This is a genomic window from Microbacterium sp. C-MGS6, from assembly GCF_058140415.1.
In genome coordinates, this window is the sequence record NZ_CM176934.1 from 2,544,357 (window position 1) to 2,567,640 (window position 23,284).

Annotated in this window: 30 protein-coding genes; 11 read left to right on the forward strand and 19 right to left on the reverse strand. The window is 71.0% G+C overall.

Translation table 11 applies throughout. The annotated features are described in order from the left end of the window. Nucleotides 1–12 precede the first annotated feature (12 nt). The 6 genes from AC3B5L_RS12445 to AC3B5L_RS12470 all read right to left on the reverse strand — a co-directional run bounded on the left by AC3B5L_RS12445 (nt 13) and on the right by AC3B5L_RS12470 (nt 6,959). Nucleotides 13–864, reverse strand: coding sequence for a sugar phosphate isomerase/epimerase family protein (locus AC3B5L_RS12445; protein ID WP_259951467.1), 852 nt, complete (start codon nt 862–864; stop codon nt 13–15). 78 nt (nt 865–942) lie between these two features. Continuing rightward, on the reverse strand, nt 943–2,139 hold the full coding sequence (locus AC3B5L_RS12450) for a substrate-binding domain-containing protein (RefSeq protein ID WP_370428426.1): 1,197 nt from the start codon (nt 2,137–2,139) through the stop codon (nt 943–945). Between the two features lie 14 nt (nt 2,140–2,153). Beyond that, on the reverse strand, nt 2,154–3,203 hold the full coding sequence (locus AC3B5L_RS12455) for an ABC transporter permease (protein WP_490095838.1): 1,050 nt from the start codon (nt 3,201–3,203) through the stop codon (nt 2,154–2,156). After that, nucleotides 3,200–4,336 (reverse strand): ABC transporter permease, encoded by a 1,137-nt coding sequence (locus tag AC3B5L_RS12460; protein WP_490095839.1) that lies wholly within the window; start codon nt 4,334–4,336, stop codon nt 3,200–3,202. Before AC3B5L_RS12460 ends, AC3B5L_RS12455 begins: the two co-directional genes overlap by 4 nt. Next, on the reverse strand, nt 4,333–5,853 hold the full coding sequence (locus AC3B5L_RS12465; protein ID WP_490095840.1) for a sugar ABC transporter ATP-binding protein: 1,521 nt from the start codon (nt 5,851–5,853) through the stop codon (nt 4,333–4,335). Before AC3B5L_RS12465 ends, AC3B5L_RS12460 begins: the two co-directional genes overlap by 4 nt. Then, nucleotides 5,850–6,959, reverse strand: coding sequence for a Gfo/Idh/MocA family protein (locus AC3B5L_RS12470; RefSeq protein WP_268776777.1), 1,110 nt, complete (start codon nt 6,957–6,959; stop codon nt 5,850–5,852). The genes AC3B5L_RS12465 and AC3B5L_RS12470 overlap by 4 nt, the downstream gene beginning before the upstream one ends. 115 nt (nt 6,960–7,074) lie before the next feature. Here AC3B5L_RS12470 and AC3B5L_RS12475 point away from each other — a divergent pair, with 115 nt between their 5' ends. Next, on the forward strand, nt 7,075–8,292 hold the full coding sequence (locus tag AC3B5L_RS12475; RefSeq protein ID WP_366237610.1) for an ROK family transcriptional regulator: 1,218 nt from the start codon (nt 7,075–7,077) through the stop codon (nt 8,290–8,292). On the opposite strand, the gene AC3B5L_RS12480 is transcribed toward AC3B5L_RS12475, so the two are convergent. Beyond that, a complete protein-coding gene (locus AC3B5L_RS12480; RefSeq protein WP_490095841.1) occupies nt 8,244–9,380 on the reverse strand; it encodes a Gfo/Idh/MocA family protein in 1,137 nt (378 codons plus the stop codon). The two genes, AC3B5L_RS12475 and AC3B5L_RS12480, sit on opposite strands and share 49 nt — an antisense overlap. Continuing rightward, nucleotides 9,380–10,186: a sugar phosphate isomerase/epimerase family protein gene (locus AC3B5L_RS12485; RefSeq protein WP_490095842.1), complete on the reverse strand. Its 807-nt coding sequence runs from the start codon at nt 10,184–10,186 to the stop codon at nt 9,380–9,382. The genes AC3B5L_RS12480 and AC3B5L_RS12485 overlap by 1 nt, the downstream gene beginning before the upstream one ends. A 104-nt stretch (nt 10,187–10,290) precedes the next feature. Between AC3B5L_RS12485 and AC3B5L_RS12490 the strand changes: the two genes are divergently transcribed. The 3 genes from AC3B5L_RS12490 to AC3B5L_RS12500 are packed head-to-tail and all read left to right on the forward strand — an operon-like array spanning nt 10,291 to nt 12,557. Next, complete coding sequence (locus AC3B5L_RS12490) at nt 10,291–10,932, forward strand: TetR/AcrR family transcriptional regulator (protein ID WP_259951456.1); 642 nt, start codon at nt 10,291–10,293, stop codon at nt 10,930–10,932. A gap of 9 nt (nt 10,933–10,941) precedes the next feature. Continuing rightward, entirely contained in the window at nt 10,942–11,574 is a 633-nt protein-coding gene (locus AC3B5L_RS12495) for a DUF4166 domain-containing protein (RefSeq protein ID WP_259951455.1), read from the forward strand. Then, nucleotides 11,571–12,557, forward strand: a complete 987-nt coding sequence (locus AC3B5L_RS12500) for an epimerase (protein ID WP_268776772.1) — start codon at nt 11,571–11,573, stop codon at nt 12,555–12,557. Before AC3B5L_RS12495 ends, AC3B5L_RS12500 begins: the two co-directional genes overlap by 4 nt. Before the next feature lie 20 nt (nt 12,558–12,577). On the opposite strand, the gene AC3B5L_RS12505 is transcribed toward AC3B5L_RS12500, so the two are convergent. From AC3B5L_RS12505 to AC3B5L_RS12530, 6 genes are read right to left on the reverse strand one after another with little or no spacing between them, the layout of a single operon-like run. After that, the gene (locus AC3B5L_RS12505) at nt 12,578–13,381 is read right to left on the reverse strand and encodes a MerR family transcriptional regulator (RefSeq protein WP_268776771.1); all 804 of its coding nucleotides are present in this window, start codon (nt 13,379–13,381) and stop codon (nt 12,578–12,580) included. After that, nucleotides 13,371–13,913, reverse strand: a complete 543-nt coding sequence (locus AC3B5L_RS12510) for a VOC family protein (RefSeq protein WP_259951452.1) — start codon at nt 13,911–13,913, stop codon at nt 13,371–13,373. Before AC3B5L_RS12510 ends, AC3B5L_RS12505 begins: the two co-directional genes overlap by 11 nt. A gap of 33 nt (nt 13,914–13,946) precedes the next feature. Beyond that, nucleotides 13,947–14,891, reverse strand: a complete 945-nt coding sequence (locus AC3B5L_RS12515) for a DUF1214 domain-containing protein (protein WP_259951451.1) — start codon at nt 14,889–14,891, stop codon at nt 13,947–13,949. Between the two features lie 33 nt (nt 14,892–14,924). Next, on the reverse strand, nt 14,925–15,311 hold the full coding sequence (locus AC3B5L_RS12520) for a PLDc N-terminal domain-containing protein (RefSeq protein WP_259951450.1): 387 nt from the start codon (nt 15,309–15,311) through the stop codon (nt 14,925–14,927). A 39-nt stretch (nt 15,312–15,350) separates the two neighbouring features. Beyond that, nucleotides 15,351–16,280, reverse strand: a complete 930-nt coding sequence (locus tag AC3B5L_RS12525; protein WP_268776770.1) for an aldo/keto reductase — start codon at nt 16,278–16,280, stop codon at nt 15,351–15,353. Nucleotides 16,281–16,333: 53 nt separating this feature from the next. Continuing rightward, nucleotides 16,334–16,552, reverse strand: coding sequence for a helix-turn-helix domain-containing protein (locus tag AC3B5L_RS12530; protein WP_232089060.1), 219 nt, complete (start codon nt 16,550–16,552; stop codon nt 16,334–16,336). 94 nt (nt 16,553–16,646) lie between these two features. On the opposite strand from AC3B5L_RS12530, the gene AC3B5L_RS12535 reads away from it, so the two are divergent. Genes AC3B5L_RS12535 through AC3B5L_RS12545 form a run of 3 tightly spaced genes read left to right on the forward strand, consistent with a single transcriptional unit; the run spans nt 16,647 to nt 18,076 of the window. Further along, nucleotides 16,647–17,018, forward strand: a complete 372-nt coding sequence (locus AC3B5L_RS12535; protein ID WP_232089061.1) for a helix-turn-helix domain-containing protein — start codon at nt 16,647–16,649, stop codon at nt 17,016–17,018. Nucleotides 17,019–17,042: 24 nt separating this feature from the next. After that, on the forward strand, nt 17,043–17,435 hold the full coding sequence (locus tag AC3B5L_RS12540) for an ImmA/IrrE family metallo-endopeptidase (protein ID WP_187662038.1): 393 nt from the start codon (nt 17,043–17,045) through the stop codon (nt 17,433–17,435). Nucleotides 17,436–17,473: 38 nt separating this feature from the next. After that, entirely contained in the window at nt 17,474–18,076 is a 603-nt protein-coding gene (locus AC3B5L_RS12545) for a GNAT family N-acetyltransferase (RefSeq protein WP_187662039.1), read from the forward strand. 24 nt (nt 18,077–18,100) lie between these two features. Here the strand turns inward: AC3B5L_RS12545 and AC3B5L_RS12550 are convergent, their stop codons facing one another. Next, a complete protein-coding gene (locus AC3B5L_RS12550; RefSeq protein ID WP_025105563.1) occupies nt 18,101–18,307 on the reverse strand; it encodes a hypothetical protein in 207 nt (68 codons plus the stop codon). Nucleotides 18,308–18,395: 88 nt separating this feature from the next. On the opposite strand from AC3B5L_RS12550, the gene AC3B5L_RS12555 reads away from it, so the two are divergent. Then, entirely contained in the window at nt 18,396–19,007 is a 612-nt protein-coding gene (locus tag AC3B5L_RS12555; protein WP_259951445.1) for a flavodoxin family protein, read from the forward strand. Nucleotides 19,008–19,016: 9 nt separating this feature from the next. Here AC3B5L_RS12555 and AC3B5L_RS12560 read toward each other — a convergent pair whose 3' ends face one another. The 4 genes from AC3B5L_RS12560 to galU form a co-directional block, all read right to left on the reverse strand. Further along, complete coding sequence (locus AC3B5L_RS12560) at nt 19,017–19,328, reverse strand: DUF7882 family protein (protein ID WP_187662041.1); 312 nt, start codon at nt 19,326–19,328, stop codon at nt 19,017–19,019. Nucleotides 19,329–19,422: 94 nt separating this feature from the next. Beyond that, entirely contained in the window at nt 19,423–20,277 is an 855-nt protein-coding gene (locus AC3B5L_RS12565) for a hypothetical protein (RefSeq protein ID WP_490095843.1), read from the reverse strand. An 81-nt stretch (nt 20,278–20,358) separates the two neighbouring features. Beyond that, nucleotides 20,359–20,970: a GNAT family N-acetyltransferase gene (locus AC3B5L_RS12570; protein ID WP_187664199.1), complete on the reverse strand. Its 612-nt coding sequence runs from the start codon at nt 20,968–20,970 to the stop codon at nt 20,359–20,361. A 45-nt stretch (nt 20,971–21,015) separates the two neighbouring features. Continuing rightward, nucleotides 21,016–21,903 carry a UTP--glucose-1-phosphate uridylyltransferase GalU gene (galU, locus tag AC3B5L_RS12575; protein ID WP_187662043.1) on the reverse strand — a complete coding sequence of 296 codons (888 nt, stop codon included), beginning with the start codon at nt 21,901–21,903 and terminating at the stop codon, nt 21,016–21,018. A gap of 40 nt (nt 21,904–21,943) precedes the next feature. Here galU and AC3B5L_RS12580 point away from each other — a divergent pair, with 40 nt between their 5' ends. Genes AC3B5L_RS12580 through mscL form a run of 3 tightly spaced genes read left to right on the forward strand, consistent with a single transcriptional unit; the run spans nt 21,944 to nt 23,284 of the window. Then, nucleotides 21,944–22,540, forward strand: a complete 597-nt coding sequence (locus tag AC3B5L_RS12580; protein WP_187662044.1) for a 5-formyltetrahydrofolate cyclo-ligase — start codon at nt 21,944–21,946, stop codon at nt 22,538–22,540. 15 nt (nt 22,541–22,555) lie between these two features. Continuing rightward, nucleotides 22,556–22,828, forward strand: coding sequence for an FmdB family zinc ribbon protein (locus tag AC3B5L_RS12585; RefSeq protein WP_025105556.1), 273 nt, complete (start codon nt 22,556–22,558; stop codon nt 22,826–22,828). A gap of 24 nt (nt 22,829–22,852) precedes the next feature. Beyond that, nucleotides 22,853–23,284, forward strand: coding sequence for a large conductance mechanosensitive channel protein MscL (mscL, locus tag AC3B5L_RS12590; protein ID WP_259951442.1), 432 nt, complete (start codon nt 22,853–22,855; stop codon nt 23,282–23,284).

Sequence of the window (23,284 nt, forward strand, 5' to 3'; positions counted from 1 at the left end):
TATCGCGGGGGTTCAGGCGCCGAGGGCGCGCAGGTGGGCGATGCTGCGGGCGGCGAGATCGTCCTGGCTGGCCGCGAGCGGTCGCCACACCGAGGCCGCGACCGCGATCGTCGCGTTCTCGCCCGTGAAGCTCTCCAGCCCCAGCACGCCGCGGTAGCCGGCGTCGTCGAGCGCGCGGAGCATCTCCGGCCAGTCGGTGTGGTCGTCGCCCACGGCACCGCGGTCGCTGCCGCACACCTGCACGTGCGCGATGGCGGCGCCCGCCGCCCGGACCGCGTCGGCGGGACGCTTCTCCTCGATGTTGAGGTGGTAGGTGTCGAGGGCCAGCCCCACCCCGGCACCGAGCAGCGGCGCCAGCGCATCAAGGCTCTGCGCCACGGTGTTCAGCACGCTGGTCTCGTAGCGGTTGAGCGGCTCGACGGCCAGCGTCACGCCGATAGCGGCGGCCTCGCGAGCGAGGGGGGCGAGGTTGTCCCGGAGCTCGCCGACGACCTCCGCCCGCTCCGTCTCGTCCATGCGCCAGGTGACGCCGGTCGGGGCGTAGAACGGCCCGGCGACGACCGCGGCCCCGAGGACGGCCGCGGCGTCCAGGCAGGCGCGGAGGTAGTCCTGCGTGGCGGCGACGTCTCCGGCGCGCGCGAGCAGCGAGCGCCCGGGTCCCATCGCCCCGACCACGACCGCGCCCATGCCGAGGCCGTCCAGCACGGCCCGGGCCCGGAGCGGGTCCCAGTCACCGAAGCTCTCCAGCGGCAGCTCCAGGGCGTCGTAGCCCATCCGGGCGGCCGTGCGGGCGAGCGGCTCCAGGGTGTCGTCCGTCAGCGGAGACGTCCAGACCCAGGTGTTGACGGCGATCGTGCGGGGCATCGTTGTCCTTCTGATCGTGCGGGTGCTCCCACCCTCCCACTCGCCTCAGGCGGAGCGGAAGGGCGGGAGCACACGGGGTCACGGGATCTGGCGCTCCTGCCAGACCGTCGGGTAGCCGGGAAGGTCCTCTCCGCCGAACTTGGCGTAGTGGCCGTCGGGCATGCCGTCGTTCGCCGTGAGGTAGTCGTCCAGCTCGGCCTCGGTGATCGGCTTCTGCGGGAGCACCCACTCCTTCGGCACCTCTTCGCCCGCGAAGATCATCTGCGCCGCGAGCAGAGGGGTGCGCCACTGGAAGTTCGAGTACACCGGGGCGAGGCCGGTGAGGCCCGTGTCCTTCCACTTGCGCAGGAAGCTCATCTCGTCCTCGCCGGTCATCACCGGGTAGTCGGCCCCGGCATCCTCGAAGGCCTCGATGGCGGCGACGGCGCCGTCACCGGCGTCCATCCAGATGCCCTGCACGTCGCCCTTGGCGAGCTCGTCGCTGATGATGCTCTTGATCTCGGCGGGGTCCGCTCCGGTGAAGTGGTCCACGGCCTCGATCCCGGCCTCCTCGAACAGCTTCTCGGCTCCGGCCCAGCGGTGCTCCAGCACGTCGACACCGGGGAGGATCCGGAGAGCCACGACCTTGTCGCCCTCTTCGAGGTTGTCGATGAGGAACTCCGCGGTGTCGATGCCCCAGGCGAAGCCGCCGATCGGGTGGATGAACGTGACAGGGCAGTCGGTGTTCACGCCGCGGTCGAACACGACCACCGGCTTGCCCGTCTCGCACGCCCGCTCGACCGCGGGGGTCATCGCCGCCGTGCTGTTCGGGGAGATGAGGAAGACGTCGCACTCGCCTTCGGAGATGAAGTAGTCGATGTCGGCGATCTGGGTGTCGTCGGAGTCCTGCGCGTCGCGGGTCTCCATCTCGCTGATCGCGCCCGACTCCTGCAGCACCTTCAGCTGCTCGTTCATCGTGATCCAGCCCGTCTGCCGCCACGGGTTCGAGATCGAGGCGTTCGCGAAGCAGGCCTTCTTGGCGCCGGTGCTGGCGAACTCCGACGTGTCGACCATCTCGGCGTTGATGTGCTGCAGGTAGGGCTGGTCGGCGGGGCCCTGGGGGTCGACGCCGCGCTCCTCGTCCTGCTTGTCGAAGAGCTCCTGGTCGAACCACTCGGTGGTCTCGGCCGACTCCTCGGGGTTCTCCGACTCCGCCGGCGCCACGGACGGGTCGGTCGTGCACCCGGCGAGCGCGATGAGGCCGAAGAGGGCCACCCCTGCGGTGGCGATCTTCATCGATCGTCGCATTGCTAATCTCCTCTGGTTGTAGGGCTTGATGCGGTGCTGCGGTTCTCGGCGTTCTCGGTCCCCGCGGTATGGACGTCCGTCGGCTGGGGACCGCGCCGGCGGCGGGCTCGGAAGGCGACACCCGCATAGGCGACGGCCGCGATGATGATGACGCCCTGCACGGCGTCACGGAGGGTGGAGGGGACGCCCGCGATGTTCAGGAGCAGGAACAGCGCCTCCAGCGCGAACGCTCCGGCCACGGCGCCGACGATCCAGCCTCGACCTCCGCCGAGCACGACGCCGCCGAGCACCACCGCGGTGATCGCGGTGAACTCGTAGCCCCGGCCGACGGACGGGTGCACTCCCGCGTACCCGACCAGCAGGACGGCGGAGAGGGTGGCCGAGAGGGAGGACAGCACGAACGCGCGGGTGGTGACCCAGGCCCGGCGGGCACCGGCGTAGTCCACGGCGCGGGCGTTGTCGCCGATCGCGATGAGGGTCTTGCCCAGCGGGCGCTTGGTGATGACGATGCCGAGGGCGAGCCAGGCGGCGAGCAGCAGCACGGCCCAGGGCAGGAACTCCAGCACGGGGAGGTCGCGGATCCCTCCGCGGCCGATCTCGCGGAAGCTGTCGGCCGGGTTGCCCGTGGCCGCGCCGCCCGTCCACCACATCACGCCGCCGAGCAGGGCGAGCATCATGCCCAGCGTCACGATGAACGACGGCACCTTGAGCAGCGTCGTGAGGACGCCGTTGACGAGCCCGACGACGATACCGAACACCACCATGAGCAGCAGCACCGGGAGGGTGCGCGCGTCGTCCTGGCCGACGAGGTTGCCGGCGATGATGACCTGCGCCGTGATGAGCGATCCCTGGGAGAGATCGAACTCCCCGACGATGATCACGAAGTACTGCCCGATCGCGACGATCGCGATGGGCGCGACGCGCTGCAGGTATCGCATGAACTGGCCGGGCTCGGCGAAGCTCGGGTTGAGCACGGCGACCGCGACGAGCAGGATCACGAGCAGCAGGAAGACCGCCCCGCGGGGGCTGACGAGCGTGCGCAGCGCGTTCATGAGCGTCCTCCTTCCCGCACGGAGGCGGTATCCCCTGCGCTGTCGACGGCGGCGACCTCGACGGTCGGATCGGCGAGTTCGGCGGCCGCCACCGCCATGTCCCCTTCGGCCGCCTTCGCTGCGTCGTCTCCCCCGGTGCGCGTGCCGCCGGCCCCGAAGCGCGGCCGGCGGCGCACGATGGCCCGCCGACTGTAGACGGCGACGGCGGCGACGATGACGATGCCGCGCACCACATCCTTGAGGAAGGGGTTCACCTGCAGCACGCTCATGACGTTGTCGACGACGGCGAGGATGGCGACGCCGCCGATGGTGCCCCAGATCGAGCCGCGCCCGCCGAGGAGCAGCGTGCCGCCCAGCACGACCGCGGCGATGGAGAGCAGTGCGTAGCCGCCCTGCTGACCGACCGTCGGGCTGCCCACGCCGAGACGGCTGGCGAGCAGGAGTCCGGCGAGCCCCGCGAACACGGAGCACAGCACGTGCGCCCAGATCAGCGGCAGGCGGGTGCGCACACCGCTGAGCCGGGCGATCTCGGGGTCCCCGCCGACGGCGTAGAGATGGGCGCCGGTGCGGGTGCGGTTCAGCAGCACCCAGACCAGCACGGCGAGCGCGATCATGATGAGCGTGGACACCGGGATCGGTCCGACGCCGGTCGCGCCGATGAGCTGGAACGCCCACGGGACCTCGCCCGCCGAGCCTTCGAAGTTCGTGTTGAGGATGCCCTGGAGGATCAGCCCGACGCCGAGCGTCGCGATGAAGCCGTTGACCTTGAGCACCGTCACGATGAGCCCGTTCACGAGCCCGATCCCCGCGCACACGAGGAGCGTCACGATCACCGCGAGCGGGATGTTGCCGGCGTTCCCGGCCATCATCGTCGCCGCGAGCAGGCTCGACAGGCTGATGACGTAGGTGACCGACAGGTCGAGCGAGGCGCCGAGCACCACGAGCGTCTGCCCGATGGCCACGAGGCCGAGCACGCTCATCCCGGTCAGGATGTCGCGGATGTTCCCCGGGCTGAGGAAGTTGCGACCGACCGTGGCGACGAGGATCGCGCCGACGACGAGGGCCAGCAGCAGGATGCCCAGCACGATGACGGTCGAATCGATGCGGAGACGGGCTCCGGTGCGGCGGCTCATCGCGCGCCCCCGTTCGTCGAAGGACCGCGGTCGGCGCCGGTGGCCGCCGCGAGGATCTCGTGCTCGGCCGCACCGGCCGGCAGCTCGGCGACGAGCTCGCCGTCGTGCATGACAAGGATGCGGTCGCTCATGCCGATGACCTCCGGCAGCTCGCTCGAGACCATGAGCACGGCCTTCCCCTGCGCCGCCAGCTCGCGCATGAGTTGGTAGACGGCGTACTTGGCCCCCACATCGATGCCCCGTGTCGGCTCGTCGAAGAGCACGATCTGCGGCTGGGTGAGCAGCCACTTGGCCAGCACCACCTTCTGCTGGTTGCCGCCGGACAGGAAGCGCACCTCCTGGTCGAGACCGCGCGAGGACACCTCCAGCGTGCGGAGCACTCCCGGCACCTCCCGGCGCGACGCCGCGGTGCGTCCGGCGAACACGTTCCGCACCACGAGCAGGGCGTTGTCGAGGATCGACTGCCCCAGCGCGAGCCCCTGGGCCTTGCGGTCCTCCGAGACGAGGGCGAGTCCGGCGCGCACGGCCGCACGCGGCCCGGTGATCCGCACCGGCTTCCCGTCGATCCGCACGGCGCCGCGGGTGAAGGCCTGGATGCCGAACACCCCCTCCACGAGCTCCGTGCGTCCGGAGCCCTGGAGCCCGGCCACCCCGACGATCTCCCCGGCGCTCAGCGTCAGCGACACCGAGTCCACATAGGCGTTCCCGCAGCCGTCCAGTTCGAGCCGGGGCGCGCCGACCGCGGTGCCGGCGACCGGGTCGGGGAAGTAGGACTGGATCGACCGGCCCACCATCCGGCGCACGAGCTCGTCGGTGGTCAGGGCCGCGGTCTCGTCCGTGGAGACGAGGGCGCCGTCCTTGAGGATCGTGATCCTGTCGCAGAGGTCGAAGATCTCCTTCAACCGGTGGGAGACGTAGATGACGGCGACACCACGGGAGGTGAGCCGGCGGATGATCGCGTACAGCAGCTCCACCTCGCGGTCGCTGAGCGCCGCGGTCGGTTCGTCCATCGAGATCACCTGCGCATCGAACGACAGCGCCTTCACGATCTCGACGATCTGCTGCTCGGCCACCGTCAGCGAGCCCACCCGGGCCTGCGGGTCGATGAAGGAGACTCCGAGATCGCTGAGCAGCTCCGCGGTGCGCTCGTTCATCGCCCGCACGTCGATGAGTCCCGCGCGCCGTGGCTCCCGGCCGAGGTAGACGTTCTGCGCGACCGTGCGCTCCGGGAGCAGGGTGAACTCCTGGAACACCGTGACGATGCCGGCGTCCATCGCCTGCCGGGGGTGCGCGTGGCGCACCTCCGCGCCGCGGTAGGCGATCGTCCCCTCGTCGGCCGGCTGCACGCCCGCGATGATCTTCATGAGCGTGGACTTGCCTGCACCGTTCTCGCCGACGAGGCCGTGCACCTCCCCCGGGCGCACGTCGAAGTCGATGCCCTTCAGCACCTCCACGCCGAAGAACGCCTTGCGGATCCCGGCCACCTGCAGCACCGGCTGTGTCGTCGTCGCGGTCATGCCGGCACCTCCGTCCAGCGGCCCTCGTGGGCGGCGGAATCGAGCACGGCCTCGGTCAGCACCGCCGCACGGTGGCCGTCGGCGAACGTCGGCAGACCGTCGGGCACGTCGCCCGCGATCGCGGCGTAGACGTCCGCGACGAAGCCGTTGAAGGCATCCTGGTATCCCATGGCGTGCCCGGCCGGGACGCGCTGCAGGCGGGCGGACTCCGGGTCGGCCGTGGCGGGGTCGCGCAGCAGCAGCCGCGACTCCTCCCGCATGCCGACCCAGAGCTCCTCCGGCCGTTCCTGCTCGAACCGCAGACTCTGCCGCGTCCCGTGCAGCTCCAGGGTGAGGGCGTTCTTGCGGCCCGCCGCCATCTGCGAGATGAGCAGCGTGCCGAGTGCCCCCGCCGAGGTCTCGACGAGCACGGCGACGATGTCCTCCGTGTCGACGGCTTGCCCCGCCCGCTCGGCGAACACCCGGCGGGTGCGGGCGCTGAGGGTCCGGATCCGATCGCCCGTGACGAACTCGAGGAGGTCGCACAGATGCGAGCCGATGTCGGCGAAGGCGCGGGAGGCGCCGCCGGACGAGGAGCGCACCCGCCAGTCGTCGTCTGTGGGCCGCAGCATCCAGTCCTGCAGGTACGAGCAGTCCAGCGTGAGCAGCTCGCCGGCCTCGCCGCGGGCGATGCGCGCCCTGGCCTCGCGCACCATGGGGTGGTAGCGGTACACGAAGGGGACGGCGGCGACGAGTCCGGTCCCGGCGGCGACCTCGGCGAGGGTGGCGGCGTCGGCGGCGCTCGTGGCGAGCGGCTTCTCGCACACGACGTGCTTGCCCGCTCGCAGCGCACGCAGGGCGAGGTCGGCGTGCGTGGCGTTGGGGGTGCAGATGTGGACGACGTCGATGTCGTCGGCGTCGAGCAGGGCCTCCGCGTCCTGCTCGGCGCGGGCGGCGCCGAGCAGGTGCGCGGCATCCCTGGCGCCTTGGGCGGACCGGGTGGCGACGGCGCGCAGTGCCCCGCCTGCGTCTCGGGCGGCCGTGCGGTGCACGCGGGCCATGAAGCCTCCGCCGAGGATCCCGGTCCGGATCGTCCCGAGACCGGTGTCAGTGACATCCGTTGTCATGCCGGTGAGTCTGACACAGCGATGAGGACTTTTGCTAGTCCTTCGTCAAAAGTTGTGTGTAACGAATTCGAAGTCGCACCACGGAGCGGAGGAAGTGCTGTGCTTTACTGACGCCATGGTTGACGTGCTGAGACCGCTTGCGACGCCCTCCCCCGGGACCGGCGAGATCTTCCAGATCCTCCGCGACGGGCACGCCCGCACCAAGGCGGAGCTCGCCGCCCTCACCGGACTGGCCCGCTCCACCGTCGCCTCCCGGGTCGATGCTCTGCTGGCCGCCGACCTCCTGCGCCCCGCCGGTGAAGCGGTGTCGACCGGAGGTCGTCCTCCCGCCCGCGTGGCGTTCAACCCGCGCGCCGGGCTCGTCCTGGCCGTCGACCTCGGAGCCACCCACGCGACCGTCGCCGTGGCCGACCTCGCCGGCGTGATCCTGGACGCACGCACGCGCGCGATCGACATCGGCGATGGGCCGGAGGCCCTGCTGGACGCGATCCTCGCGGAGGGCAGCGCCCTGCTCGAGGCGACCGCCGGCGGCCTCCCCCTCGTGGGCGTGGGCATCGGCGTCCCCGGCCCCGTCGAGCACTCCACGGGGCGCCCGACGAACCCGCCGATCATGCCGGGCTGGGACCGGTTCGACGTCCCGGGCTACGTGCAGCGCACGTTCGACGTGCCGGTCCTCGTCGACAACGACGTGAACATCCTCGCCCTCGGCGAGCAGGCCACGAGCTGGCCCCGGGTGGACGACCTCGTGTTCGTGAAGGTGTCGACGGGAATCGGCGCAGGGATCATCGCCGGCGGGCAGCTCCAGCGCGGTGCCCAGGGGTCGGCGGGCGACATGGGCCACGTCCAGGTGCCGATGAGCGCGGGCTCGGCGCGGCAGCCGGGCGATGAACGGGATCTCGAAGCCCTCGCGAGCGGGTCGGCCCTCGCCGTCGCGCTGCGCGCCGAGGGGCATGACGTGCACACTGCCTCCGACGTCGTCGGCCTCGTCCGCGCCGGCAATGCGGCAGCCATCGAGGCCACCCGTCAGGCCGGCCGCGACGTCGGCGAGGTGCTCGCGACGGTCGTGAACCTGCTGAACCCGTCGATCATCGTGCTCGGCGGCAGCATCGCCCGCGCCGGCGAGCATCTGCTCGCCGGGGTCCGCGAGGTCGTCTACCGCCGCTCGATCCCGCTCGCCACCCAGCACCTTGCGATCGTGCAGTCGCAGGCAGGTGACCGCGCTGCGGTGCTGGGGGCGGCGATCATGGTCGCCCGCGAGGTGCTCTCCCCCGCGAACGTCGACCGCTACGTCGCCGCGAAGGGATCGAAGTCGGCGGGCAGCGCGCCCACCTGATCCAGCGTGCTCGCGACCTCCACGAAGGTGCGCCGCGCCGCAGCCTCCTCGATCGAGAGCAGGGTGTCGAGCACGTGGTACCCGAACTCGCCGGTGGCGACGTGCGGTCGGCCCTCGGCGATCGCGCGCGCCATGTCGAGCAGCCCGAGCCCGCGCCCCGCGAGCACGCCTTCCGGCACGACGTCGATGACCTCCTGCACCACCGGCTCCGGCGGCACGAAGTGTCGGGACAGCGGTCGGGTGATCGTGATCGGCCCGCCGAACGTGTTCGGGTCGGGGATGACCAGGGTGCCCTCGGTCCCCGTGATCTCCACGATCCCCTGCCGCACCAGCGGCGAGTCCGTGCTGTAGAGGCTCTGCGCCTGTCCGCCACCCTCGAAGTCCATCAGGACGCTGAGCGTGGACGGGATCTCGACCGGGAACTCCTCCCCGGCGCGATCGCCGACCTGTACCCGGCGGGTCGGCGATCCCTGCAGCCCGAGGGCGGCGACCGCGGCGACCGGCCCGAAGACGTGCACGAGGGTCGAGACGTAGTACGGCCCCATGTCGAGGAGCGGCCCCGCCCCCTTCGCGTAGAGGAACGCGGGGTTCGGGTGGAAGATCTCCGGCCCCTGCCACTGGAAGGTCGTCTGGCCGAACAGCGGGCGGCCGATGTCGCCGCGGGCGATGGCACGCTTCGCGGTCTGCACGCCGGGACCGAGGACGGTGTCTGGCGCGACGCCGACGCGGAGTCCGGCCGCCGCGGCCGCCTCCAGCAGGCCTCGCGCCTCCTCGCGGTCCACGCCGAGCGGCTTCTCCGTCCACACGTGCTTCCCCGAGGCGACGATCGCCTCCGAGACGGCGACGTGCGCGGCGGGGATCGTGAGGTTCACGACGATGTCGATGTCGGGATCATCGAGCACCACCTCGACGCCCCCGGCTCGCGGCACCCCGTACGCCGCGGCCTGCGCGCGTGCACGCTCCTCGACGAGGTCGCCGATCGCCCGCACCTCCACGTCCGGGAAGCGCGTGAGGTTCTGCAGATACTGGTCGCTGATGTTGCCCGCGCCGATGAGGCCGACGCCGACGACGTCGCCGCCGCGCACCATCAGCGCGCCGCCTCGGCGTCGAGGAAGACCCGGCTGCGCTCGATGGCGTCGAACAGATCGCCGTCGTAGTGGTCGAACTCGACGATGGCGAGTTCGAGCGCCGGCGCGGCGGCGATGGCCTCCCGGAGCGGCACCGCCCCGTCGCCCGCGGGCACCTGATCCGCGGGCGGGTAGGCGTCCAGCAGCGCGGGGTCGAGGGTACCGTCCTTCGCGTGCACGGCGATCACGCGCTCGCCGAGACGCTCCACGAGGGTCACCGGGTCGACACCGCCGCGGGCCACCCAGTACAGGTCGACCTCCAGCACGACGCGCTCATCGAGGTGCTCCGCGAGGACCTCCAGCCCGGTCACCCCGTCGAACTCCGCCTCCAGCTCATGCGCGTGGTTGTGGTAGCCGACCCGGATGCCGGCCTCGGCGCCGATCTCCGCCGCCTCGTTGAGCAGCCGGGCGGTCTCGACGATCTGATCGACCTGTTCCCAGCGCGCAGGCTCGGTGTACGGATCGATCACCGTGTCCATGCCGAGCGCCTTCGCGGCCGCGAAGACCTCCGCGGGTGAAGGCACGGGGGCCGTGGTACCGGAACCGTCCGGGCGCACGAAGGTCGGCGTGGCGAGGAAGGCATGCCCGGAGGGGGCCGTCAGTCCAGCGGCCGACACCGCGGCAGCCATCGCCTCCGCCCGGCGGACGAAGTCGTAGGGCTCGACCGCGCTGAATCCGCGCGCCGCGACGGCGGCGAGCGTGCCCTCGAGGTCGGCCTCCAGCTGCTCGCGGATCGTGAACAGCTGGAGAGAGGTCTGGATCGTCATCGGTCGTGCTCCTCGGTCGTCGGTGACAGGCGGGCATCGCGCCCCGGAGGCACGCTAGCACCGAATACCTCCACATGGAAGTTTTCTGTCGCTAGACTCGGGCCATGCCCCCCGCACCCTCCGAGGACTCCGAACGCCCGCGCCCGCGCGGCGCCTACGCCAAGGGCGTCGCGCGGCGCCAGGAGATCCTGGACCGCGCGATCGAGGTGTTCGCGGCCCGGGGCGCCGACCGCACGAGCCTGCGGGCGATCGCGAAGGCGGTGGGGGTGACGCATGCCGCCCTCACCCACTACTTCGGGTCGCTGGAGGAGCTGCTCGTCGCGGTCTACGTCGAGAGCAACGCGCCGGAACGGAAGACCGACCCGGAACCCGCGAACCCCGTCGAGGGCATGATCCGGTCGGCCAGGGCCAACCGCGAGGTGCCCGGTCTGGTGCAGCTCTACTCCACGCTCGTCGCCAGCGCTCTCGAGGAGGGCCACCCCGCCGCCCGCAGGTTCGCGACCGAGCGCTTCGCCCGCCTGCGGGCCGACATCGCCGAGACGGTCCGGGAGCAGCAGAAGGACGGAAGCATCCGTACGGACGTCGATCCGCTCGCGGTCGCCGCCCTCGTCGTCGCCGCCTCGGACGGCCTGCAGACGCAGTGGCTCCTGGACGACACCGCTCCGCAGCATGAGGCCCTCGCCCTCCTCGACCGCTTGCTCCGCCCGACCGACGACGCGGGCCGGGAGGGGTCCTCCGCGGGCTAGGCTCGAAGCGTGACGCCCGTGCCGCAGTCCCCGTACGCGAGGGCTCTCGGCGCGCGTCTCACCGAGCTGCACCCCCGGCTGCGGGCCTACTTCCAGGCGGTCCCCGACGGGATGGTCGGCGTCGGCGAAGGGACGTTCCAGCGCGTCGGCACGCCCCGCCGGGCCCTCTGGCCCCTGCTCCGCCGCCTCGAACGGCGCGGGGTGATCGCCGCCCGCTGGGAGCGCGACGTGCCGTTCCGCATCGAGAACCGCACCATCGCCTCCCGGGCGATCGCCGAGCGCACCTTCCGATTCGCGGGCGGGCCGTGGGTGATGCGCGATGCCGTGGCCCCGACCAGGCACGGCCGCATCGTCGACGAGCTCGGCGAGCCCGGCCTGGTCGTGGCCTGCTTCGACGTGGAGCCCCGTGCCGGCGCCCTGCACCTGACGAGTCGCGCGGTGGGCATCCGCGTCGGGCGCTTCCGGCTCCGCATCCCGCGGGTCGTGGCCCCTGTCGTCCGGCTCGTCGAGCGCTGGGACGAGGAGGCCGAGCGGCAGCGCGTGCGGCTGACCGTGGATGCGCCGCTCCTCGGGCGCCTCTACGAATACCGCGGCGACTTCAGCTACATCCTGGAACCGGATCGGAAGGACGACGACGCATGAGCACGGACCGGGTGGTCATCGGCGGAGCGACGGGCTTCATGGGACGGTATCTCGCTGCACGCCTGCGGGATGCCGGGCGCGAGGTCGTCACGATCTCCCGCTCCGGCAGCGACCTGTCCTGGGGCGACCAGGGCGGCATCGATGCCGCCGTCGATGGGTCGTCCCTCGTGATCGGCCTCGCGGGCAAGAGCGTGAACTGCCGGTACACGCCGCGCAACCGGGCCGAGATCTTCCGCTCCCGACTGGACACGACCGCAGCCCTGAGCCGCGCGATCTCCCGCGCCGCCACTCCGCCGCCGCTGTGGGTCAACTCCTCCACGGCCACCATCTACCGACATGCCGAGGACCGGCCGATGACGGAGTCATCCGGCGAGATCGGCACCGGCTTCTCGGTCGAGGTCGCCAAGGCGTGGGAGCGCGCGCTCTTCGCCGACGCCCTGCCCGGCACCCGTCGCGTGGCTCTCCGCAGCGCCATCGTCCTCGGCGACGGCGGCGTGCTGGAACCGCTCCGCACGCTCGCCCGACTGGGCCTCGGCGGCCCGCAGTACGACGGGTTCTGGCCGGTCGGCCCCGCGCGCCGGGCCGCCGGGACCGCACACCTCCCCGGCGCCCGTCGCGGTCGGCAGCGCTTCAGCTGGATCCACATCGAGGATGTGGCGCGCATCATCGAGTTCCTCGAGGAGACCCCGGCGCTGGAGGGCCCGGTCAACGCCGCTTCGCCGCACCCCGTCGACAACGCCGCCTTCATGGCCACCGTGCGCCGGGTGCTGGGGGCGAAGGTCGGCCCGCCGATGCCGCGCTGGATGCTCGAGCTCGGCGCGATCGGCATCCGCACCGAGACCGAGCTCGTGTTGAAGAGCCGCTGGGTCCTGCCCGAGAAGCTCACCGCCGCCGGCTTCACCTTCCGCTACCCCGACCTGGAAGAGGCCGTCCGCGCCTCGTTCGCCGTCGCCGACCTGAGCTCCGGACCGCGCGCGGCCTGATCCCGACGGGCGGAGCGGGGTCACCGCCAGGTCGCGGACTCCGGGTCGACGCCGTGACGCCGGGCCTCGGCCTCGATGCTGCGCCGGAACCACTCCGCCAGCCCCGGGCGGATGCCGTCGTAGTGCGCCGCGTAGCCGGGGTCCGTGGTGAACAGCCGGCCGAGGATGACCTGCATCTCCCTGGTCAGCGGGAAGTAGGCCGAGAAGACCGCGCGGTGCCGCTCGACGAGCGCGTCGGCGTCCGCCGTCCCCGGAGCCGCACCGGCATCCATCGCCGTCGCGAGGGCCGACTCCACCTCCCGCATCGCGTCCGCGACGGCCTGCCATTCCCCCGCATCGCGCGCGGCGGATCGCTCCGCGTACTGCTGCCACTGCACCGTGTCGCCCCAGCGACGGCGCGCATCGAGAGGCCAGGCCGGGTTCCAGTCCGGCCCGAAGACTGCGCGTTGTTCGCCCTCGCTCAGCATCAGACCGCGCTCGTGGGCGGACACCATCCGCTCCAGATCGGCCTGCAGAGCGGTCAGACGTGCGATCCGGGCCGCGAGTTCCCCCTGCTGCGTGCGCAGCGCGGTGAGGATGTCCGTGGCCGGATCGTCCAGCAGCCGACGGATCGCGTCGAGACCGAGACCGAGCTCTCGATAGACGACGATCCGCCGCAGGCGCTCCTGATCGACGTCCGTGTACACCCTGTATCCCGCCGACGAACGCGCGGACGGGCGAGCCAGGCAGATGTCGTCCCAGTGATGCAGCGTCCGCACCGTCACTCCGGCGAGCGCCGCGGCCCGACCGACGGTCAGGTCCGCGGTGCCGCTGTCATCCGGCATCCGCTCCTCCTCCGCTGTCCGCCGGGTCCGCGGGCGGACGGATACCCATCTGCGCGAGGGTGGCCGCCTCGACGCTCCCCGGCTCGTAGGGCTTCGCCGCCGTGAAGACGACGCGCACCTTCTCAGGGGTCACGATCTCCACATCCCGCGTGTTCCAGGGCGTGTCGATCGGCTCCCCGACGGCGCCGGGATCCCACGCCCGGCAGGCCTCGACGAGCGGGTCGATCTGGCCGAGCACGCACGCGAAACTGACCCGCAAGTCCGGCACGGCCTCCTGTTCTGTCTCCGCCGGCACGAGCAGCACGTCCTGGAAGGCCCACCGCCGGAGGTGGACGATCCGCCCCGGCACCCCGAAGAGCTCGAAGAACCCCAGGCCCCGCGTCCAGAACTCGACCGAGGCGGCGAGATCCGTCGTGGGGACGGTGATGAAAGCGGGCATCCCGTAGATGCCCCGGAACAGCTCCGGTGCGACCGTGTCGGGCCCGGGCGTCGGCACCGGGCTCATCTCGAAGGCGTTGTAGTGATCAGTCATGACTCCACGGTCGCGCCTCACGCCGCGTCAGGGTCAAGCCGATTCCTGGAGCGTCGGGAACGTCCAGCTGCCGTCGAGCACCTCGGGACGGGGGCGATAGAGCCGGACCAGGTAGTTCCAGCCCTCCGTGATCGGCAGGACGTTCGGCAGGCCTTCCGGGTGGTCGCCGAAGCGGACGGTGAGCGTGCCGTCGTCGTTGCGGACGCCGGTGATGTCGTTGATCGTGTAGGCGTCGCGATCGTTCGGCTCGAAGAAGCCGTCCGCGTTGTACACCGAGATCGACCAGAAGCCGTCGACGGGGACCTCGCCGACCGTGAGCTCGTACCGCCCCACCGGCAGACGCGGGTCGACGCCGATGTAGCTCGCCTCGGACGAGGGAAGCCCTCCCCAGCCCGCCGCCGTGCCGATGAGGTGCCGCACCGGGTCGACCTCGTCCGCGCTGCCGAACATGCGGTCGAAGCCCCGGAGGTTCCGGGCCAACGCGAGCAGCGCCCGGCGGGTCTCGTCGAGGCTGACGGTGTCGTAGTCCGGCATGGCGAACGGCGTGGCCGCCCCGCTGCGCAGGGCGATGCGGTCCTGGAGGGCGGTCACCGCCGCCACATCGGTCGGGTCGGTGGGGTCGACAAGGATGCGCACCGCGAGCACGACGTACGGCGTCCCGAACTGCGCCGTCGTGAGGGTGTGCTCGCCCGCCTCGTGGAAGATCGCATCCACGTAGTGATGCTCGTTGACGACCATCGCCGAGAGGTAGCGGTCGCCGTGCTCCGGGATCGTGAAGGCGGCTCCCTCGCTGATGTCCAGGACGGCGAAGCTGTAGAGCGTGTCCCGGTTCAGCCGGATCACGGTCTGCCGGTCGATCGCGGCCGGAGCCCTGTTGTGCAGGAACCGATCCACACCCCCGGCCTCCTTCTGGAGGTCGCGCATCATGCGGTGTGTCTCGGCGAGGGCGAAGTTGTCGACGTTCACGAGGATGCTCATGACGGCATCCTGACAGCCCGGAGCGGTCGATCGCTAGGACTGCGGGAGGGCGTCGTCTCCGCGTTCGCGACGGCGCTTCTCGATCTCCTCGCGCAGCCGCCACTCCTCGATCTCGCGGTCGAGGTCCGCGATCTGCTGCTCGGTCGAACGGGTGTCCACCGACGGCGCGGGCCGTGCGACGGTGGCCGTCGGGGCGGACGGACGCTCGGCTCGCCGCATCCGCGGGAGGGGGACGCCGGCCTCCCCGTACTCCCGGCCGATCGCGAACCACAGCGCGCTGCCGATCAACGGCAGGAGGATCACGATGATGATCCAGACCATCTTCGGCAGGTACTTCACCTGCGAGTCGTCGCGCGTGATGATGTCGATCAGTGCACCGATCATCAGCGCGATGACCAGGAGCGAGAACAGGAACGGCATGGGATCAGGGTAGACGACGCGCGGGCCGGAGCGGAGGGATCACGGCAGCAGGTGCCCCGCGGCGCGGAAGAGCTCGTACCACTCGGCCCGGGTGAGCACGACATCCGCCCCGGCCGCGGCCTCCTGGACGCGGTGCGGTGTCGTCGTCCCGAGGACCACCTGCATCCCGGCGGGGTGACGGGTGATCCAAGCGGTGGCGATCGCCGTCGGCGTCACTCCGTGGACCCCCGCCAGGCGCTCGATCACGGCGTTGAGCTCGGGGTAGTCCGGGTGCCCGAGGAAGACCCCGCCACCGAAGCCGCTCTGGTACGGCGACCACGCCTGCACGGTGATGCCGTGGATCCGGCAGTAGTCGACGATGCCGCCGCCGTCCCGTCCGATGCTCTGGTCGTGGCCCGCCATGTTCGCGGCCACGGGCTGCGCGATGATCGGCGCGTGTGTGAGGGACAGCTGCAGCTGGTTCGCGACCAGGGGCTGCCCCACCGCGGTCTTCAGCAGCTCGATCTGCGAGGGCGTGTGGTTGGACACCCCGAACGCCCGCACCTTGCCCGAGGACTCGAGATGATCGAAGGCGCGCGCCACCTCGTCCGGCTCGATCAGGGCGTCCGGCCGGTGCAGCAGGAGCACGTCGATGCGGTCCGTGCGGAGGGCCGCGAGCGAGCCTTCGACCTGCGCGATGATGTGGTCGTAGGAGAAGTCGAACATGCCCTGCGCCGGCACGATGCCGCACTTGGTCTGCAGCACGACCTCGTCCCGCTCCGTGGCGCTGAGCTGGAGGGCATCGGCGAATCGCGCTTCGCAGCGGTGCATCTGCCCGCCGTAGATGTCCGCGTGGTCGAAGAAGTCGATGCCCGCGTCGCGGGCGGTCGCGTACAGGTCGCGGATCTGCTCGTCGTCGAGGCTGTCGATGCGCATCATCCCGGCGATCAGGGCCGGAGCGGTCGTCGATCCGAAGGAAACGGTCTTCATGCGCCCACGCTACTTCATCGCATCGCCCGGTCCGAGGCGCGAGCGGACATCGTCTACGGCGCGCAGGGAAGCAGCCGCGTGACGGGGACGCCGAGGACCGTCGCGATCCCCGCCAGATCCTCCATCGTGAAGTCCGCGCGCTCTTCGAGAAGGTCGGTCAGCGCGGCCGGCGCGATTCCGGCCCGCTCCGAGAGCTCGATGAACGACACTCCGGCGTGCAGGCGCGCAGCCTCCACCGCCGATGCCACCAGATGACGCAGTTCTGTCCCCATGCGCCTACGGTACCGCCACGCACGGACACTCGTCCGGTCACGAGAGACCAATATGACGGCATCCTGCTCTCGGCCCGCTGCTAAGGTGAGCCGGATGAAGACACCAGCCGAGGAGTTCAACGAGGCGGTCGGCCGTCAGATGCGGGCGGAGATCGCGGCGGCACGAAGCAGCATCGCCGCCATGGCACGCGACGTGGGCATCGCCCGGAGCGCGCTGGACAACTACGTGACCGGCAAGCGCGCGATCCCGGTGCCCGTCGTCTACGCGGTGTGCGCCACGCTGGGAGTCGAGCCGCACATCCTCGTCGCCCGGGCCGAGGAGCGTCTGGCCGCCGACGGCACGTCGGCGATCGTCACTCCCCTCCGGCGCCGCACCGATGTCGCCACCCCACGCGATAATGCCCGCGAGGTCGCCTTCGAATCCGGATCCACCGGCGAGACGGACACCGACGACCTCTACGAGTAGACGACACCGATCGGACGGAGGCCCATGCAGCAGCTCCTCCGTCTGGCCGACGACCTCGGGCTTCGCGTGGTCGAGCGCCCCGGGCCCACACCCGGCGGCTTCCAACCCGCCACCCGGACGATCCGGCTCGCTCCGGGGATGAGCAGGCGCACCGCCCGCAGCGTGCTCGCCCACGAACTCGGTCACGCCCACCTCGGCCACCTGCCCACACGGCACCCCGCCTTTCGCGCTCGGCAGGAGCGGCAGGCCGATGAGTGGGCCGCGCGACGGCTGATCACGCCGTCGGCCTACGCGGCGGCGGAGCAGCTGCGCGGCACACATCTGGCCAGCCTCGCCTTCGAGCTGGACGTGACGATCGAGATCGTCCTCGCGTTCCAGCGCGTGCTGAGCCGGGAGCACCTGGCCGTCCCCGCCTGAGGGCCGGGCGCAGCGCCCGACGCTGGTTGAATGACCTCATGGCCTTCCACGTCGCCCCCGCCCCCGTCACTCTCACCGGTGAGCTCGTCGAGCTCCGCCCTCTCGACCGGTCGCACGTCGACGGGCTCGTCGAAGCGGTCACCGAGGGCGACCTGTGGAAGACGGCCTGGTACACCTCTGTTCCGGCACCCGATGGAGTCGCCGCCGAGGTCGACCGGCGCCTGGGCCTCGTCGCCACCGGCGAGATGGTGCCGTTCACGGCCTTCGACGCCGCCGGTCGCGTGCTGGGGCTCACCTCGTACTACGACATCGTCGCCGACGTCCCCCGGCTGCACATCGGATACACCTGGAACCGCCCGTCCGCCCACGGCACGGGTACCAACGCGGAATCGAAGCTGCTGCTCCTCCGCCACGCCTTCGAGACGCTCGGGGTCTTCCGGGTCGGGCTGACGACCCAGTGGGTGAACTTCCAGTCGCGCGCCGCGATCGAGCGACTGGGCGCGAAGCAGGACGGCGTGATGCGGGCCATGAGCCGCTACCGCAACGGCGCGCTCCGGGACAGCGTGGAGTACTCCATCATCGAGCCGGAGTGGCCGGCGGTGCGGGCGAACCTCGAAGCGAGGCTCGCCCGGCGACGGTGAGCGCGGGGCGCAGCCCCGCGGCGATCACTCGGTCGGGCTGCCGGTCCAGTTCTTGGAGCGACGCGTGGCGGAACCGCGCTGACGCATCGCGAACCCGAGGGCCAGCGAGACGAGCAGGATGCCGCCGACGAAGGTGAGCGCGGCGAGCGTGTCCGGCATCTCGTGCGCGATCCCCAGCAGCCAGAAGCCTCCGAGGAACATGATCATGAAGAAGAGGAAGCTGAGGATCACGGGATCTCCTGTCGTCGGTGCTCTACCAGGATAGCCCGGACCCGGAAAGGCCCTGTGCCGCCGCCGGGATCTCTGGTGGGGTCGGAGCATGAACACTCCACTCACCGCCGTCGCGATCTCCTGCACGCTCAAGCCCTCCCCCGCGTCGTCGAGCTCGGATCTGCTCGCGCGTCAGCTCCTCGATGCCCTCGCCGAGCACGGCGTGACGGGCGACCTCGTCCGAGCGGTCGACGTCGACATCCGACCCGGCGTCGAGAAGGACATGGGTGACGGCGACCAGTGGCCGACCCTGCGACAGCGCGTCCTCGACGCCGACATCCTCGTGTTTGTCACGCCCACGTGGATGGGACAGCACTCGAGCGTCGCCCAGCGCGTGCTGGAGCGCCTCGACGCCGAGCTCAGCGAGACGGACGAGCAGGGCCGCCCGATCCTGTTCGACAAGGTCGCCATCGCCGGCGTGCTCGGGAACGAGGACGGCGCTCACCACATCTCCGCGATCCTCTTCCAGGCGCTGAACGACATCGGGTACACGATCCCCGCGCAGACCTCGGTCTACTGGAACGGCGAGGCCATGCAGACCGTGGACTACAAGGACCTCGACGAGACTCCGGAGGCCGTGAGCTCCGCGATCACGACGGCAGCCCGGAACGCGGCGCACCTCGCGCAGCAGCTCGCCACACAGGCGTACCCCGCCGAGTAGCGGAGGCGCTCAGTCGGCCGGGCCGTCGATGACCTCGTCCACGAGGCTGATGCCCCCCGACGAGCTCGCCTCGACCATGAGGGCTTGGACCCACTTCACGTTCAGCTCCGGCGTCTCCGGCTCGCCGAAGGTGAAGCGCAGCGGGATCGACGGATGCAGCCAGATCGTCGAGCGCCCCGGCACATCCCCGTCGGGGTGCTTCCAGGACAGCGTGAAGCTCTCGTTCCGACGGAGTTTGGTCGCGATCGCGACCTTCAGATGGGCCAGGGCGCGGTCCTCGATCTGGATCTCGCTGCCGGAGCCGTACTGCATGGTTCCCATCCCACGACTTTACGGCCCCGAGCGGCGCTGACGCGAGGAGCGACACTCTCCCGCATCCGGTATCAGCGGTGGAGACCCGCGCTCACCGCAGCCGTCAACCGGCGGCCCGGCGCTGCAGAAGCCGGCGCACGTGCTCCTCGATCTCGGCGTCGTCGACGAATCCCATACGTGCGTACGGCGATTCCGTCGATGCCGCCGGGAGGGTGACCGGCGCCGGCGGCGCCATCTCCTCGGCACGGGCACGGAGCGCGGCCACTCGGGCGGCCTTGCGGCGCTCCTCCTGCGCATCGATCTCGGCGCGAGCCGCCTGTGCGCGGGATCCTGTGACCGACACCATCGGCTCCGGAAGCGGACGCGGAGTCCAGGTGGCGGGGCCCTGGTCGTGCAGGACCGGGGCCTCTCTCCTCTCGACGGTCTCGACCGCCGCGGCCTGCGGACGACGGGCGGCGCGCAGCGCGACCGACGCCATCCGCTGGAGGACCATGGTCGCCACGAGCGCCGTGGCTCCACCGCTCCAGAGGAGCACGGCGCCCCCGGTGGCGAGGAGCTGCCAGATGCCGAGACCGACGGCGACGAGTCCGAGCACGAGCGCGCCGGTCGCCGCCAGACGCACGCGGCGGCGGGCGCGGGCCTGACGGATCACGGGATCGGCGCGGGTCGCAGCGAGCTCCTGGCGGAGCGCTTCGAGCTCTGCGGCCTCCCGCTCGGCCTGCAACCGCTTCGCGAGCTTCTGCTGCGCGACGACGGTGCGGGCGTTGAGTTCCATGTGCACCTCGCCGGGAGTCTCACTCGTCTCGGCGAGGATCCGCAGCGCCTGATTCAGCCGCACGGCGTTGCGCTCAGCGGCGTTGTACTGGAAGCGGCCCCGCCAGGAGGGCAGGAGATACAGCATCCACAGGAGCACGGCGACGAGCACGATCACTCCCCCACTCAGCACCGGCCCGTCCATAGGTCAACGGTAACGGCGGCGGACCGGCCGCGCCGTGCAGTCGGGGCGCGTGTCGCGGCGAGTCCTCCCGCGATGGGGGCGTCAGAGGGTGAGACGGTCCGCCGGCGGGATCGTCGCCGCCTGCGGCGGCACCTGTCCGTGGATCCACCGGGCGAGGACACCCTGCGGAACCTCCTCCTGCGTGAGGGCGAAGGCGTAGTGATCACGCCAGTCCCCGTCGATGTGGATGTACCGGCGGCGCAGCCCCTCGTATCGGAAGCCGAGCTTCTGCACGACCCGCAGACTCGCGGCGTTCTCGGGGCGGATGCAGATCTCCATCCGATGCAGCCCGTACTCCGTGAAACAGGCGTCCGTGGCGAGCGCGACCGCGGTCGGGGTGATCCCCCGACCCGCGAACCGCTCACTCACCCAGTAGCCGATCGTCGCCGAGCACAGCGAGCCCCGGGCGACGCCCCAGACGTTCAGCTGCCCGGCGACCTCGCCGTCGTACTCCATCACGAACGGGTAGCCGCCGCCGTCCCGATACTGCTGGAGCAGGCGACGGATGCTGACCCGCATGTCGAAGGAGACCGCTCCGTGCGGGATGGTCGCCTCCCACGGCTGCAGCCACGCGCGATTGGCGAGCAGCTCCTGCTGCAGAGGCCGCGCGTCCTTCGTCCGGATGAGACGCAGCTCGACCGGTCCGTGCCGCATCCCCGTCGACAGCTCCACGCCGCACCTCCGACGACCGCGAGGCGCCTAGAGGCGCTCCGCGAAGTCCTTGAGCCAGGGGCGGAGCTCGGAGCCCAGGTCGTCACGGTCGGCCGCGAGCTGCACGATCGCCTTGATGTAGTCCACGCGGTCACCGGTGTCGTAGCGGCGGCCTCCGAAGACGACGCCGACCACGCCGGGTCCGCCGTCCGCCGTCGCCAGCTCCTGGAGCGCGTCGGTGAGCTGGATCTCGCCGCCCTTTCCGGGTTCGGTGCGCTCGAGGATCTCGAAGACCGACGCCGGGAGCACGTAGCGACCGATGATCGCGAGGTTGGAGGGGGCGTCCTCCTTGGCGGGCTTCTCGACGAGGCCCGTGACACGAACGGCGTCCGAGCCCTCGATCGCCTCGACGGCGGCCGCACCGTACATGTGGATGTTGTCCGGGTCGACCTCCATGAGGGCGATGACGGCGGCACCCGTGCGCTCGTGCTCCGCGATCATCTCCGTGAGCAGCGGGTCGCGCTCGTCGATGAGGTCGTCACCGAGCAGCACCGCGAACGAGCTGTCGCCGACGTGCGTCCGAGCGCGGAGCACGGCGTGGCCGAGACCCTTGGGCTCGCCCTGGCGGACGAAGTGGATGTCGGCGAGGTCGCTCGACTTCATCACGCGCTCCAGGCGACCGGTGTCGCCCTTCTCCATGAGCTTCACCTCGAGCTCCGGCACGGAGTCGAAGTGGTTGGAGATGGCGTTCTTGTTGCGCCCGATGATCACGAGGATGTCCTCGATCCCGGCGTTCGCCGCCTCCTCGACGACGTACTGGATCGCCGGCTTGTCGACGACGGGGAGCATCTCCTTCGGCATCGCCTTCGTCGCGGGCAGGAATCGTGTCCCCAGCCCGGCAGCGGGAATGACAGCCTTGATCTTCTCGTGAGCCATTCCCACAGCCTACCGGTGGGGGCCGCCCTAGACTCGGACCATGGCTAACGACGTCGAGCACGCCAAGCGAGCCCTCCGCGCGGAGCTGCGCGAGCGGCGTCAGCTGCTGTCCGATCCGCAGCGCGAGGCCGCTGCCGAGGCGATCGGCGAACGCCTCGACGCCCTCGTCGACGAGCTCGGGGCCCGCTCCGTCTCCTGCTTCCTCTCCACCACCACGGAGCCGGGCACCAGGGAGTTCGTGACTCGCGCGGTCCGCCGCGGGATCCGGGTCCTCCTCCCGGTCACCCGCTCCGACGGACTGCTGGACTGGGCCGTCGCCGACGACACCGAGGAGATCGCGGAGGGCCTGTACGGGCTGCCGGAGCCTACCGGCGAGGTGCTCGGTCCGATCGCGGTGAACGACGTCGACCTGATGATCGTCCCCGCCGCCGCCGTCGACCGCTCGGGGATGCGCATGGGGTGGGGCCGCGGCTACTTCGACAAGACCATCGGCTCCATGGAGAAATGCCCTCCGGTGTACGCGGTGATCTATGATTCCGAGGTACTCGACGAACTGCCGCGCGAGGTGCACGACCAGCCGGTCGACGGCATCGTGACCCCGTCGCAGACGCTGCATCTGTCGCCCCGGCGACGCTGACCCGCAAGGACCGCCATGCCCACCTACGCCTATGCCTGCACCGCGTGCGGGCACCAGTTCGACGCCGTCCAGAGCTTCTCCGACGACGCGCTCACGGTCTGCCCCGAGTGCGGCGGCGCCCTGCGCAAGCAGTACGGCTCGATCGGCGTGACCTTCAACGGCTCCGGCTTCTATCGCACGGACTCGCGCGCCAAATCCGGGGGTTCGAAGGATGCTTCGGCATCATCGAAGTCGGATTCGACGACGAGCGCCAAACCGGCTGCTGCGTCGACTCCCGCCTCGAACTGAGGCCCAGTCGACTTGGGGGTTTCCATGCTCAAAGGATTCAAGGACTTCCTGCTCCGCGGGAACGTCATCGATCTGGCCGTCGCGGTCGTCATCGGCACCGCCTTCACGGCCGTCGTGACGGCCGTGGTGAACAGCATCATCAACCCGCTCATCGCGCTCTTCCTCAAGGCCGATGCCGCCGGCAAGTTCGGCATCCCTGTCACCAACATCTACGGCGAAGAGGTCGTCTTCCCGATCGGCGACCTCATCTCGGCGCTCATCAGCTTCCTCGCCGTCGCCGCGGTGGTCTACTTCGTCTTCGTCCTGCCGATGAACACGTTCAAGGCCCACGTCGAGGCGCGCAAGGGCACGCCGGCCGAGGAGCCGGAGGAGGAGCCGGCCGCCGCGACCGAGGCGGAGCTGCTCGTCGAGATCCGCGATCTACTCAAGACCCAGCAGGGCCCGCGCGGCGTCTGA

Coding starts and splice junctions, on each gene's coding strand:
- AC3B5L_RS12445 (WP_259951467.1), bottom strand. CDS start 864: ATGCCCCGCACGATCGCCGTCAACACCTGGGTCTGGACGTCTCCGCTG.
- AC3B5L_RS12450 (WP_370428426.1), bottom strand. CDS start 2,139: ATGAAGATCGCCACCGCAGGGGTGGCCCTCTTCGGCCTCATCGCGCTC.
- AC3B5L_RS12455 (WP_490095838.1), bottom strand. CDS start 3,203: ATGAACGCGCTGCGCACGCTCGTCAGCCCCCGCGGGGCGGTCTTCCTG.
- AC3B5L_RS12460 (WP_490095839.1), bottom strand. CDS start 4,336: ATGAGCCGCCGCACCGGAGCCCGTCTCCGCATCGATTCGACCGTCATC.
- AC3B5L_RS12465 (WP_490095840.1), bottom strand. CDS start 5,853: ATGACCGCGACGACGACACAGCCGGTGCTGCAGGTGGCCGGGATCCGC.
- AC3B5L_RS12470 (WP_268776777.1), bottom strand. CDS start 6,959: ATGACAACGGATGTCACTGACACCGGTCTCGGGACGATCCGGACCGGG.
- AC3B5L_RS12475 (WP_366237610.1), top strand. CDS start 7,075: ATGGTTGACGTGCTGAGACCGCTTGCGACGCCCTCCCCCGGGACCGGC.
- AC3B5L_RS12480 (WP_490095841.1), bottom strand. CDS start 9,380: ATGGTGCGCGGCGGCGACGTCGTCGGCGTCGGCCTCATCGGCGCGGGC.
- AC3B5L_RS12485 (WP_490095842.1), bottom strand. CDS start 10,186: ATGACGATCCAGACCTCTCTCCAGCTGTTCACGATCCGCGAGCAGCTG.
- AC3B5L_RS12490 (WP_259951456.1), top strand. CDS start 10,291: ATGCCCCCCGCACCCTCCGAGGACTCCGAACGCCCGCGCCCGCGCGGC.
- AC3B5L_RS12500 (WP_268776772.1), top strand. CDS start 11,571: ATGAGCACGGACCGGGTGGTCATCGGCGGAGCGACGGGCTTCATGGGA.
- AC3B5L_RS12505 (WP_268776771.1), bottom strand. CDS start 13,381: ATGCCGGATGACAGCGGCACCGCGGACCTGACCGTCGGTCGGGCCGCG.
- AC3B5L_RS12510 (WP_259951452.1), bottom strand. CDS start 13,913: ATGACTGATCACTACAACGCCTTCGAGATGAGCCCGGTGCCGACGCCC.
- AC3B5L_RS12515 (WP_259951451.1), bottom strand. CDS start 14,891: ATGAGCATCCTCGTGAACGTCGACAACTTCGCCCTCGCCGAGACACAC.
- AC3B5L_RS12520 (WP_259951450.1), bottom strand. CDS start 15,311: ATGCCGTTCCTGTTCTCGCTCCTGGTCATCGCGCTGATGATCGGTGCA.
- AC3B5L_RS12525 (WP_268776770.1), bottom strand. CDS start 16,280: ATGAAGACCGTTTCCTTCGGATCGACGACCGCTCCGGCCCTGATCGCC.
- AC3B5L_RS12530 (WP_232089060.1), bottom strand. CDS start 16,552: ATGGGGACAGAACTGCGTCATCTGGTGGCATCGGCGGTGGAGGCTGCG.
- AC3B5L_RS12535 (WP_232089061.1), top strand. CDS start 16,647: ATGAAGACACCAGCCGAGGAGTTCAACGAGGCGGTCGGCCGTCAGATG.
- AC3B5L_RS12540 (WP_187662038.1), top strand. CDS start 17,043: ATGCAGCAGCTCCTCCGTCTGGCCGACGACCTCGGGCTTCGCGTGGTC.
- AC3B5L_RS12545 (WP_187662039.1), top strand. CDS start 17,474: ATGGCCTTCCACGTCGCCCCCGCCCCCGTCACTCTCACCGGTGAGCTC.
- AC3B5L_RS12555 (WP_259951445.1), top strand. CDS start 18,396: ATGAACACTCCACTCACCGCCGTCGCGATCTCCTGCACGCTCAAGCCC.
- AC3B5L_RS12560 (WP_187662041.1), bottom strand. CDS start 19,328: ATGGGAACCATGCAGTACGGCTCCGGCAGCGAGATCCAGATCGAGGAC.
- AC3B5L_RS12565 (WP_490095843.1), bottom strand. CDS start 20,277: ATGGACGGGCCGGTGCTGAGTGGGGGAGTGATCGTGCTCGTCGCCGTG.
- AC3B5L_RS12570 (WP_187664199.1), bottom strand. CDS start 20,970: ATGCGGCACGGACCGGTCGAGCTGCGTCTCATCCGGACGAAGGACGCG.
- galU (WP_187662043.1), bottom strand. CDS start 21,903: ATGGCTCACGAGAAGATCAAGGCTGTCATTCCCGCTGCCGGGCTGGGG.
- AC3B5L_RS12580 (WP_187662044.1), top strand. CDS start 21,944: ATGGCTAACGACGTCGAGCACGCCAAGCGAGCCCTCCGCGCGGAGCTG.
- AC3B5L_RS12585 (WP_025105556.1), top strand. CDS start 22,556: ATGCCCACCTACGCCTATGCCTGCACCGCGTGCGGGCACCAGTTCGAC.
- mscL (WP_259951442.1), top strand. CDS start 22,853: ATGCTCAAAGGATTCAAGGACTTCCTGCTCCGCGGGAACGTCATCGAT.